This is a genomic window from Nocardia sp. 852002-20019_SCH5090214, from assembly GCF_001665865.1.
Taxonomy (GTDB): Bacteria; Actinomycetota; Actinomycetes; order Mycobacteriales; family Mycobacteriaceae; genus Nocardia; species Nocardia nova.
On record NZ_LZMK01000295.1, the window covers coordinates 23,187 to 34,092 of the forward strand.

General features: G+C 68.0%; 13 protein-coding genes. 8 read left to right on the forward strand and 5 right to left on the reverse strand.

The genetic code is table 11. The annotated features are described in order from the left end of the window. Nucleotides 1-86: 86 nt before the first annotated feature. Nucleotides 87-701: an NAD(P)-dependent oxidoreductase gene (locus A5780_RS23235; RefSeq protein ID WP_064906770.1), complete on the forward strand. Its 615-nt coding sequence runs from the start codon at nucleotides 87-89 to the stop codon at nucleotides 699-701. Between the two features lie 31 nt (nucleotides 702-732). Here A5780_RS23235 and A5780_RS23240 read toward each other — a convergent pair whose 3' ends face one another. Continuing rightward, nucleotides 733-1,518 carry a helix-turn-helix domain-containing protein gene (locus A5780_RS23240; protein WP_063012311.1) on the reverse strand — a complete coding sequence of 262 codons (786 nt, stop codon included), beginning with the start codon at nucleotides 1,516-1,518 and terminating at the stop codon, nucleotides 733-735. An 85-nt stretch (nucleotides 1,519-1,603) separates the two neighbouring features. On the opposite strand from A5780_RS23240, the gene A5780_RS23245 reads away from it, so the two are divergent. Together A5780_RS23245 and A5780_RS23250 are read left to right on the forward strand one after the other, a co-directional pair. Continuing rightward, nucleotides 1,604-2,041 (forward strand): hypothetical protein, encoded by a 438-nt coding sequence (locus A5780_RS23245; protein ID WP_063012197.1) that lies wholly within the window; start codon nucleotides 1,604-1,606, stop codon nucleotides 2,039-2,041. A gap of 41 nt (nucleotides 2,042-2,082) precedes the next feature. Continuing rightward, entirely contained in the window at nucleotides 2,083-2,742 is a 660-nt protein-coding gene (locus tag A5780_RS23250) for a pentapeptide repeat-containing protein (RefSeq protein WP_064909588.1), read from the forward strand. Here the strand turns inward: A5780_RS23250 and A5780_RS23255 are convergent. Further along, nucleotides 2,739-3,479, reverse strand: coding sequence for a VIT family protein (locus A5780_RS23255; protein WP_036524962.1), 741 nt, complete (start codon nucleotides 3,477-3,479; stop codon nucleotides 2,739-2,741). The genes A5780_RS23250 and A5780_RS23255 overlap by 4 nt on opposite strands. A 100-nt stretch (nucleotides 3,480-3,579) precedes the next feature. Here A5780_RS23255 and A5780_RS23260 point away from each other — a divergent pair, with 100 nt between their 5' ends. After that, nucleotides 3,580-4,227 (forward strand): class I SAM-dependent methyltransferase, encoded by a 648-nt coding sequence (locus A5780_RS23260; protein WP_063012193.1) that lies wholly within the window; start codon nucleotides 3,580-3,582, stop codon nucleotides 4,225-4,227. Here A5780_RS23260 and A5780_RS23265 read toward each other — a convergent pair. Beyond that, on the reverse strand, nucleotides 4,199-5,161 hold the full coding sequence (locus tag A5780_RS23265; protein ID WP_082976668.1) for an MBL fold metallo-hydrolase: 963 nt from the start codon (nucleotides 5,159-5,161) through the stop codon (nucleotides 4,199-4,201). The two genes, A5780_RS23260 and A5780_RS23265, sit on opposite strands and share 29 nt — an antisense overlap. A gap of 22 nt (nucleotides 5,162-5,183) precedes the next feature. Further along, nucleotides 5,184-5,630: a MarR family winged helix-turn-helix transcriptional regulator gene (locus A5780_RS23270; RefSeq protein ID WP_064909589.1), complete on the reverse strand. Its 447-nt coding sequence runs from the start codon at nucleotides 5,628-5,630 to the stop codon at nucleotides 5,184-5,186. 94 nt (nucleotides 5,631-5,724) lie between these two features. Between A5780_RS23270 and A5780_RS23275 the strand changes: the two genes are divergently transcribed. Further along, entirely contained in the window at nucleotides 5,725-6,669 is a 945-nt protein-coding gene (locus A5780_RS23275) for a phosphotransferase (protein ID WP_064909590.1), read from the forward strand. Between the two features lie 3 nt (nucleotides 6,670-6,672). Here A5780_RS23275 and A5780_RS40180 read toward each other — a convergent pair whose 3' ends face one another. After that, nucleotides 6,673-8,139, reverse strand: a complete 1,467-nt coding sequence (locus A5780_RS40180) for a hypothetical protein (protein ID WP_197521838.1) — start codon at nucleotides 8,137-8,139, stop codon at nucleotides 6,673-6,675. Between the two features lie 202 nt (nucleotides 8,140-8,341). Between A5780_RS40180 and A5780_RS23285 the strand changes: the two genes are divergently transcribed. The 3 genes from A5780_RS23285 (at nucleotide 8,342) to A5780_RS23295 (ending at nucleotide 10,903) form a co-directional block, all read left to right on the forward strand. Further along, the gene (locus A5780_RS23285) at nucleotides 8,342-8,917 is read left to right on the forward strand and encodes an isoprenylcysteine carboxylmethyltransferase family protein (protein ID WP_064903051.1); all 576 of its coding nucleotides are present in this window, start codon (nucleotides 8,342-8,344) and stop codon (nucleotides 8,915-8,917) included. Between the two features lie 272 nt (nucleotides 8,918-9,189). Then, on the forward strand, nucleotides 9,190-10,035 hold the full coding sequence (locus A5780_RS23290; protein ID WP_030516086.1) for an ABC transporter permease: 846 nt from the start codon (nucleotides 9,190-9,192) through the stop codon (nucleotides 10,033-10,035). 1 nt (nucleotide 10,036) lies between these two features. Further along, on the forward strand, nucleotides 10,037-10,903 hold the full coding sequence (locus A5780_RS23295) for an ABC transporter permease (RefSeq protein ID WP_064909591.1): 867 nt from the start codon (nucleotides 10,037-10,039) through the stop codon (nucleotides 10,901-10,903). Nucleotides 10,904-10,906 lie beyond the last annotated feature (3 nt).

Below are 10,906 nucleotides of genomic sequence, written 5' to 3' on the forward strand. Positions count from 1 at the left end.
AGGGAGACGAACGAAGGAGCGCACGCACCGCGCAGTCGAGAGTGTCGGACCGGCCGACCGGAGTCGGGCGGTTATCGTGATTCGTCGTGCGGATCTTTGTGGCGGGCGCGACCGGAGTGCTGGGCGCCAGATTGACACCTCTGCTGGTCTCGGCCGGGTTCGAGGTAGCCGGGCTCACGCGCTCGGAGTCGAAGACGTCGATGCTGACCGGCTTCGGTGCGCGGCCGGTCGTCTGCGATGTCTACGACGCGGCGGCGCTGGAACAGGCGGTACGCGATTTCGCGCCCGATCTGGTGATGCACCAGCTCACCGACCTGCCCGACGATCCCGCCGATCTGCCCGCCGGACGGGCGGCGAATTCGCGGATGCGCCGCGAGGGCACCGCGAATTTGATCGCCGCGGCACAGGCAGCGGGTGCGAAACGCTTTCTCGCCCAGAGCGTCGCGTGGGAGATGACCGGAGAGGGACAGGCCGCCAAGCAGTTCCTCGAGGATGCGGTGCTCGGGATCGGTGGCGTCGTCCTGCGCTACGGCCAGTTCTACGGTCCCGGAACCTACTATCCGGAGGACGCGGACCGGCCCGATCCGCCGCGCATTCATATCGCCGAGGCCGCGGCACGGACCGTGGTCGCGCTGGATCTGGCCTCGGGCATCTACGCGGTGACCGAAGACGGCCGCATGGATTTCGAACCGGTGCAGTAGGTTTCGGCGCCGGCCGGTCGAGCGCGATCGGTCACCCGGCGCGCCGGCGGAGCAGTTCCGCGGTGGATTCGTCGGCGGGCAGGAAGGCCTCCAGATGCAGTTCCGCCAGCGAGACGTCGGTGGCGGTGGCGAACGAGGTCAGTGTGGTGATCAAACGCAACTCGCCGGCCTCCCCGCGCAGTCGCAGCGGCACCGCGAAGCCGAGATAGCCGGGCCCGGGGTCGGTGTCCGGGAGGTAGCTCTCGAATTCGGCGACCAGTTCCTCGGCGCGCGGATCCGGTGAGTGGCGGTTGCGTGCCCGCATGGATTCGGTGACATGTCGGCCCCATTCGGCGAAGTTGACCACCCGAGGCGCCAAGCCGTCCGGATGTAATGCCAAGCGGCGCACATTGATCGGCGCGGTGAGCAGTTCGGGCGCACAGCCCTCGGTGAAGACGTCGAACGCGGCGTTCGCTTCGATCAAACATCCGTAGCGGTCGGCGATCAGCGCCGGATAGGGCATATGCCCGGACAGGATCGTGCGCAGCGCCGCGCGCACCGGAGCCAATTGCGGTGCGTCCACACCGGATTCGTCGTAAGCGGGGGCGTAGCCGGCCGTCGCCAGCAGCGCATTGCGTTCGCGCAGCGACAGTTCCAGTGATTCCGCCAGCCGCAGCACGATGGATCGGCCCGGCCGGGAGCGGCCCTGTTCGAGATAGCTGAGGTGGCGCTGCGTGGTATCGGCGCGGATGGCCAGGTCGAGCTGGCTCCACCGCCGCAGCCCCCGCCAGCGTCGCAGTTCCTGCGCGAAGGGTCCAGGTTGCGCGACTGTCGTCATGGGATCATCGTCGGCCCCGGGGTGGCGCTCCGCCATACCCTGGAGGGAATCGCGCGAGTGCGGGCCGGCGGACAGACTCGGCGGCATGAGCTACGAACCCACCGATATCGAATTGAAGAATCTGCTCGACCGCTGGGTCGGCCAGTGGAACGAACCCGATGCCGACCGGCGTCGCGCGCTGATCCGCGAGGTCTGGGCCGAGGACGGCTATCAGGTCATGGTCAATCCGCCCGAGGGCATTCGCGACACCGCCCGCCACTACGGGGTCGCCGCTCCGGCGATCGAGGTCCGCGGCTACGACGCGATGTTCACCCGTGTCACCCGGGCATACGACATGTTCGTCGCCGACGGTGAGCATGTCTTCGAGCCCGAGGGCGAGCCGGTTCGGCACGCCGGGGCCGCCGTGGCCCTGACCTGGGTGATGCGTTCGCGCGCGGACGGCACGGTCGCCGGATCCGGACTCGAGGTGCTGACCTTCGACACCGACGGGAGGGTGCGCACCGACCACCAATTCGTGAAGTGAGCCGCCGCGGGCCTGTCGGTGCGCATGTCTAGGGTGCAGGAATGCCTCGCGACCTCGCCGATCTGCCGTATGCCCCGAGTCTGACGCCGCTGCTGGAACCGCTCGCACCCGACACCGAGTACGAGCGGGTCCACCTCGACGCCACGTCCCTCGACGAGGTGTCGGCGGGCGGCTCCTGGTTCAGCGAGTCGGCGCTGACCGGTGTGGTCCTCGGCGGCGGCAGCCTGAATCACTGCCGATTCGACGACGTCTGGCTGCGCGGGGTGCGGTGGATCGGGATCGACGCCTGCGAAACTCGGTGGCTGAATGCCGAATTCGTCGACTCCGCGTGGTCGGGAGTCATCGCCGTCGACGCGCAGCTGCGTCGCATCCGGTTCGAGGGATGCAAATTCGAATCGGTGAACTTCCGTGCGGCCACACTGCAGGACGTGACCTTCGCCGACTGCGTGTTTCGCGATACCGACTTCTCCGCCGCCACATTTCGGAAGGTCGACTTTCCCGGATCGCGGCTCGAAGGCGTCGCCCTGCACGGGGCCACCTTGAAGGACGTGGACCTGCGGGGCGCGACCGCCCTGGACCTCATCGCCGATATCGGAACGCTGAAGGGGGCGATCATCACCACACCCCAGCTGATGGAGATGGCGCCCGCCTTCGCGCGGGCGGCGGGAATCATCGTGCGCGACAATCGAATCCGCGATTAGCCGCTGGATACGCCCGGAATCTGGCCGATACCGTAGGTCACGATCATGGCCAGCGCACCACCGATCACCACCCGGAGCACGGCCCGGCGTCGATTGCTGCCGCCGAGGCGCGCGCTCAGCGATCCGGTCGCGGCCAGCGCCACCAGCACGGCGGCGAAGGTCACCGGAATGCGCCAGTTCGCCGGCGGCAGCAGAATCGCCAGCAGCGGCAACAGGGCGCCGCAGGTGAACGCCAGCGCGGAGGAGAACGCGGCCTGCCACGGGTTGGTCAGCTCGTTCGGGTCCAGACCCAATTCCGCCTCGGCGTGCGCGGCGAAGGCATCGTGGGCGGTCAACTCCTGCGCGACCTGCCGCGCGGTCGCCTCCGACAGTCCTTTGTGCCGATAGATCTCGGTCAACTCGGTCAGTTCGTAATCGGGATCTTCGGCGAGCTCCCGCTTCTCCAGCGAGAGCAGGGCACGTTCGCTGTCGCGCTGGGTGCTGACCGAGACGTATTCGCCGGCAGCCATCGACAGCGCACCCGCGACCAGCCCGGCCACACCGGCGGTGAGGATGGGCGTGGTGGCCGCGGTGGCCGAGGCGACGCCCACCACCAGGCCCGCGGTCGACACGATGCCGTCGTTGGCGCCCAGCACTCCGGCCCGCAACCAGTTCAGCCGGGAGGCGAAACCGCCGCCGTGGGGTTCGTGCGGATGCTTCCAGCTTCCGGAGTCGCGCACATTGTCGGAGTCGTTCACGGATGCAGAGTAGGCCGCCGAGCGGGCCGGGTGGTGGACCTGCGCCGCAGGCGAGCCGCGTCCGCCGCCCAGGCGAGCCCGGATCGGTAGCATGCGTGCCATGAATTCCCTTGTCACACGCGCTATGTCCACGGTCGCCGAACAGCTGGGCAATCCGCACGGGGTGCTGGGCAAGGTGGTGGCGCGGATGCTGAACCGGGCCAATCGCTTCGCCATCGACGCCGCGGTCGAGGCGGCCGAGGTGGGCGCGGGACAGGCCGCGGCCGATATCGGCTTCGGTGGGGGCGTGGGGCTGTCGATCCTGCTGCGCACCGTCGGTGAGGCGGGGACCGTGCACGGCGTGGAGATCTCTCCGGATATGTCGGCGCGTGCCCGTTCTCGCTTCGCCCGCGATATCGGCACCGGCCGGTTGCGGATCGTGGAAGGCGCGCTCACCGAACTGCCGCTCGCATCGGCGAGCCTGGATGCGGTGATCACGGTGAATACCGTCTATTTCATCGACGATCTGGACCGGGCTTGCGCGGAGCTGGCTCGGGTGCTGCGCCCGGGTGGCCGGGTGGTGGTCGGCATCGGAGATCCGGCGGCGATGGCGAAGATGCCGTTCACCGCGCACGGCTTCCGGCTGCGGCCGGTCGACGAGGTATCGGGCGCGCTGCAACGAGCAGGGCTGGCGGTCGAACACCGGCAGATCGACCGGCAGCCGATTCCGGCTCATCTGCTCATCGGGCGTCCGGTTCGCGAGGACTGAGCGCCGGCAGGGCGACCACGTCGATCGCGCGACTCACGGCGCCGATCTCGTCGGGCACCGCGGCCAGGGCGATATCGACCGTGAAGCCCATGGGCGCGTCCAGCGGCCGGAGGAAGTCGTCGTAGTGCATCGGCACGACGGTGGCGGGGCGCAGCCGCGTCAGGATCCGGTGCCAGTAGTCCGGCGTCACCGACCGTCCGGCCACTCCGGCGAGGAAGATGTCGACCTCGCGGTGCCGGATCGCGTCATCGATGAGATCGGCGCTGCCCTGGTGGTAGATCTCGATACCGGCCACCGCGATGTGGATGCCCCAGGTCTGTCCGCAGCCGTACGCCATCGGCGCCAGCGCGGCCAGGGATTCGCAGCTGGTGTCGCCGGGGGAGGGGATCCGGGTGCCGAAGGGGATCTTCGAATGCACGCTCGGCACGAAGGTCACCGTGAACGGTCCGAGTTCGTAGCGGCGGTACGGCTCCCCCTCCACACCCCGTTCGCCGAGTCCGTGCAGGGCCATGAGATTGCGCACCGACCGTGAGCCGTAGACCGGGCAGCCGAAACGGCGCGCGAGCTCGGGAGCGTCCAGCGCGTGGTCCCAATGGCCGTGTCCGACAACAATTCCCGTTACGTCGCCGAGGCCGGGCAGGAAGCGGTCGATCGATGCGGGATCGGGAAGCGCGGTGCGGCGGCGCACCACCGTCGACAACGGCACCCGGGTGAGGAACGGATCGACGAGCAGTGTCGCGCCCTCGTAGGTCATCCGATACCCGGCGGTGCCCAGCCATTCGAGTTCGAGACCGGCGGGCAGCGTCAGCGGCCGGGCTTCGAGCTCACGCAATGCCTGCGCATCCTCGCGGTCGCGCGCGCTCTTGTTCAGGAAGTAGCGGGCATAGCCGGCGGTGTGCCGAAGCGGATCGAGCACCGTCGAGAGAGCGGACATCGGCCCATTGTGCGCCACCGGGTCACGGATTGTCCTCGGCGAGCACCTTGTGCAGGGCGGTGGCGAGAGCGCCGAGTTCGTCGGCGCCCAGACCGGCGAAATGCTGGTCGACGACCGCGTGATGGCGGGGGGTGGCCTCGTGCAACCGCTGCCGCCCGGCCACGGTGATGGCGACGTACGCCGATCGGCCGTCCGCGGGATTGGTTTCGCGGGTGACCAGGCCGCGCGCCTCCAGTTCGGTGACCAGGCGGCTCACCCGGGTGCGACTGAGCACCATGGTCGCGCCGAGGTCGCTCATCCGCAGACGCGGCGTGCCCGCGAGTTCCACGAGCATGTCGTACCAGCTGGCGGGCATGCCGTAGCCGCGACGCAGTTGGGCATCCAGCTCCGGGCGCAGGTCGACGTACACCCGCTGCAACGCCCGCCACACCTGGACCGAGGCGGGTACTGAGCTCCCGGATTCCGGCACGCTGCCGATCTTAGACGGCCGTCATCCCGGCCGCCCGGCGTGCGCCGATCGCCGCCCGGCGATAACCGGTGGACACCGGTTCTACGATTCGGACATGGATATGCGCGCGAGCGTAGAACTTCCCCCCGGCTGGCAGGACCGGGTACGCGGCGTCCTCGCCGGCTCGCCCCGGCCGGAGTTGGCGAGTGGTTCACTGTGTCTGCTGGGCGCCGGGCTGGACAGCGTTGCGCTGCAGCTGGATTGGGCGGGACAGCCCTACGTGTTGCGTCTGCCCCAGGACCCGCACGGCGCGGAAGGAATCGCGCGCGAGGCCGGTCTGCTTCCGGAATTGGCCCCGTTGCTGCCGGTGCCGATTCCGCAATTCCTGTTCACCGCGCCGAATCCGCTGGGGCCGGGTGAGTTCTGTGTGTATCCGCTGGTACCGGGCGACTCGCTCGACGAAGAAGAATGGGCCGAGCGGGGATTGCTGCACTCCGACGCGGCGCGGACGATCGCGGAGTTGATCGATCTGATCCATTCGTTTCCGGCGGACCGGGCACGGAGCTTCGGTGTCGAGGTCACCGATCTGCGGGGTGATTTCGCCGCGGATCTGAAGGCCGTTCGCGCCGAGGTGCTTCCGTTGCTGGACGCGGCCGAGGCCGAGGAGTTGTCCGCAGCCTGGCAGCGATATCTCGACGACGACGCGAACTTCGACTTCGAACCGACCCTCATCCATGCCGATATGAGCCTGGACCATCTGTTGATCACCGACGGCGCGATCAGCGGCCTGATCGACTTCGGCGATGTGGAGATCGGCGATCCCGACTACGACCTCTGCTATCTGTACCCGGAGGCGGGGCGCGACTTCGTGCGCGAGATCCAGCGCTGTCGCGCACGGGATCTCGAGCCCGTCACCGAGAACAAGCTGCGCTTCTGGGCATGTGCCGACCCCGCCCTCGACGTACTGGACGCGATCGAACAGGGCCGCACGGACTTTCGGGACCAGCGACTGGCGGTACTGCGGCAGGCCCTGCGCAGCTATCGGCCGAACGGCGATTGAGCCTCAACGACGTTCGTAGAAACCGTCGATCCGGGCCCGGCCCACGGCCTGCGCGGCCGCCAGCACATCCCGGGGTTTCGCGTTCTCGACAGGTTTGCCCGCGGCTGTGGTGAGGGGCGCGCCGAGGGCGAACAACTGGAAGACGTACCGGTGCGGACCGTGTCCTTTGACCGGCGCGGGACCCATGTACCCGCTGCCGAAACCGGAGCGCAGCACCCGTACCCCCGGCTCGGTGGTATCGGCACGTAATGCGTTGCGTGCCAAGCTCCGCAGCGACGGCTCGAGGAGCGCGACGCAATGGACGAACGGCTTCCGCATCGGAGCGTCGGGATCCTCGACGACCAGCAGGAAGCCCGCCGCCTCGTCGGGCGCGCCGCTCCAGTTCAGCGCCGGGGACTCGTCGGCGCCACCGATTCGGTGGGAGGCATGCCGGATGTCGAGCGTGGTCTCCGGCTCGAAATCCGGACTCGTGAGCCGAAAGACGGTGTCGCTGCTCAGGTTCGGCTGATTCCACGCCAGCTCCGATGTACCGGCGCGGCGATTGGCGAGCAGTTTGCCGAGAATGCTCATCGGTTCTCCTTCTCCGACCGAGGTGGACGTAGCCGCCGCGCCGCCGGTCGCAGCAGCGGGCGGGCGAAGTGGTGGATTTCGACGGTGGCATCGAATTCCAGGGTGGATACCGCACCGGGAGCACCGGCCCATTCCTCCGGGACGGCGACACCCGGCCAGGTGTGACCGCCGCCGACTACCGTCCATGCCGTCACGGCGGTATCGCCGATGCCGTGTGCGGCGGTGACGCGTCGTGAGCCGGCGGTCGTGACGGTAGTTCGTTCGTCCGCGCATCGGTCGAGGCTCGCCCAGTGCTCGGCGGTCGCGGCGGCGCCGAGAATCCGACCGCGCGGTTCGCCGTCCGGGCCCGCGGTGGCGGGAATGGCCGCCGGCGAGCGGAACCAGGGGATCGGCATCGCCGTTGATCAGCATCGCCGACACCGCGTGGGTCGGCCGCACCGCGGTCAGATCGGCGGGCAGTGCCCCGGCCACCGCGGCGAAGACGGCGACCCGTTCGCTGCATTCGAGCGCGAGACGATGGGACATGAAGGCGCCGTTGGAAATGCCGGCCACCAGCGTTCGATCGGATGCGGTCCGGAACTTCTCCGCGCACCAGTCGATCAGGGTGCGCAGGAACCCCACATCGTCCACCCCGTTTTCCTCCGCGGCCGTGACGCCGCGGCCGTCCGCCCAACTGCCGTGGCAGCCGTCCGGATAGACGACACCGACACCCCATTCCTCGGCGTGATCGGCGAATCGGGTCCAGTCGTGCATGAGCAGACCGCCGCCCTCGGCATCCGGTCCCATATTCCCGTGCAACGCGATGATCAGCGGACTGTCCGGGTCCCGGGGCGGTCGCAGATGAAAGCTCCGCCGCCGGCCGTCGTGGGTCAGCTCGCCCGGAATCAGTTCGGCGGTCATCGGCTCCCCTTCACGCGGCACGCCCGTTCGCCGTCGGATCAATACAGTAATACTGCGCAGCTCTGTCGGAACGGCGCGAGGCCTCCTGGGATGAGATCGGGGGAGATCTCCGGGACTTTCCCGATGTGCCGGACGCGGTGGCGGTGGTTTATTCGGTACCGGCGGGCGCCCGGTCCCGCCGCGAGCCCATGGGAGGGTCGTCGTGAATGCCGCGGTGGTGACGACGTGGATCTGGTTGCTCTTCGAGATCGGATTGGCAATTCGGGACCGATTGCGCCGCAAAGGATCCACCGTCCGCGACCGCGGGACCCGGACCACCATCATGATCGTCGTCGCCGTATCGATCGCAGTGGCGAACGTGGTCTCGATCGCCTTGCCGGCCGACAGCGATCTGCGCTTCACCACCCATCGCGAGGTTGTCTGGCAGGTTGCCGGAGTCGCGCTGATGGTCGTGGGGCTCGGTGTGCGAATCTGGGCGATCACGGTGCTGGGCGAGGCCTTTCGCACCACCGTCGAGGTCGATGCCGATCAGGCCGTCGTCGATCGCGGGCCGTATCACTGGGTGCGGCACCCCTCCTATACCGGAGTTCTGCTGCTCACCATCGGTTTCGGTGTCGCGGCGGGGAACTGGATCTCGCTGCTGCTGCTGATCGTCGTGCCCACCCTGGCATTTCTGCGTCGTATCGATGTGGAAGAACGGGCGATGGTCGACACCCTGGGCCGTTCCTACGAGGACTACCGCGCTCGCACGAGGCGGCTCGTCCCCGGTCTCTGGTGACCGCCTTGTGGCCGGTCACACGTGACGCGGGTCATAGCGATAGCCGTTCGTTGCTGATAACAGGTTCCAGAACTCGCGTTCACTTAAGAAAACATGCACGTGAGCTGGATTTATCGCCGCACTTCGAACGCCCCTCGGAGCGGTCACCCTCACACCGTGATCAGCTTTACTGTAACTAGCTGTAACCGATAGCTTCGTGTTGGCAGTGTTGCCGATCACGGAGAGACGATTGTGAAATTCGAGCCACACCGCCCGGACGCGGCCCGCCGATCATGGCGCCGGTGACCCGGGCCTCCTCGGGCGCGTCCGCTGTTCGTATCGTTCGCAAGAATTTCTCGGACACCGTCGTGTCCGCACTGCGAACCTTCGGCAGGGCCGTGGATATCGCCCGGGAATCGGTGACCGGCACGGCCACCGACGTCGTGCGGCGCGAATTCCAGTGGCGCGAAGCGATTCTGCAGGCGTGGCGGCTGGTGACGGTGACCGCGATCCCCGCGATCCTGATCGCGATCCCGTTCGGCGTGATCGTCTCGGTGCAGGTCGGCAACCTCATCCACACCCTGGGCGCGGATTCGCTGCTCGGCGCGACCGGCGGGCTCGGGGTGATCAAACAGGGCGCGCCGCTGGCCACCGGCTTTCTGCTCGGCGGCGCGGGCGCGGCCGCGATCGCCGCCGATCTGGGCGCGCGCACCATCCGCGAGGAGATCGACGCGCTCAACACGATGGGCATCTCGCCGATTCACCGGCTGGTGATCCCGCGACTGGTGGCGATGATCCTCGTCGCGCCGCTGCTGAACATCCTGATCATCTTCGTCGGCATCGTCGCCGGCTATGCCGTGGCCGTCGGCGGTCAGAACGTCACCCCCGGAAGTTATTGGGCCACTTTCGGATCCTTCACCACCGTCGCCGATGTGTGGGTCTCGCTGCTCAAGGCCGTGCTGTTCGGATTTCTCGTCGTGATCATCGCCTGCCAGCGCGGACTGGAGGCCAAGGGCGGCCCGCGCGGCGTGGCCGATGCGGTGAACGCGGCCGTGGTGCTGTCGGTGGTGTCGATCGCGATCGTCAATCTCGGCGTGACCCAGGTGGTCGAGATGTTCCTGCCGACGAGGCTGGTCTGACGTGGCGATCTCGACCTATATGCCCAAGGGGCTCAGCCACTTCGTGCGCTTCTATCGCCGCCGCGGCTTGCTGCTGGCTCGCGTGGAGGGACTGGGCTTCGTCCTGGCCTTCATCTGGCAGGTGCTGTCGTCGATCCCCTTGACGCTCAGGCGGTATCGCGACGAGACGCTGCGCATCATCTCCGATATGACCTGGGGACGCGGGTCGGTGATCGTCGGCGGCGGCACGGTGCCGATGATGATCGTGCTCGGCCTGGTGATGGGCGCCTCGGTGGCCGTCGAATCCTTCACCATGCTGAACATCCTGGGCATGGGCCCGGTCTCGGGCATCGTCTCGGCCTACGCCACCACCCGCGAGCTGGCTCCGATCGTGGCCGCCATCGGATTCGCCGCCCAGGCCGGCTGTCGCATGACCGCCGAGATCGGCTCGATGCGCATCTCGGAGGAGATCGACGCGATCGAGGCCCTGGGCCTGCGGTCGGTCCCGTTCGTGGTAACCACCCGGGTGATCGCCGGCGCCGTCTCGATCGTGCCGACCTTCCTGATCGGGCTGATCCTGTCGTATCTGGCCTGCCGCGGACTCGTCACACTGGTCCACGGCCAGTCGGCCGGTGTCTACGACCACTACTTCTTCCAGTTCGTTTCCGGATTCGACGTGACCGCCGCGGTGATCAAGGTGGCGATCTTCGCGACCGTCGTGATCCTGATCCACAGCTACTACGGCTTCTTCGCCACCGGCGGGCCCGAGGGCGTCGGCATCGCGTCCGGTCGCGCGGTGCGTGCGTCGTCGGTGGCGATCGTGGCCATCGACATGGTGCTGACGCTGATGCTGTGGGGTTTCAACGCGTCGATCGACTTCACGGGGTAGTAC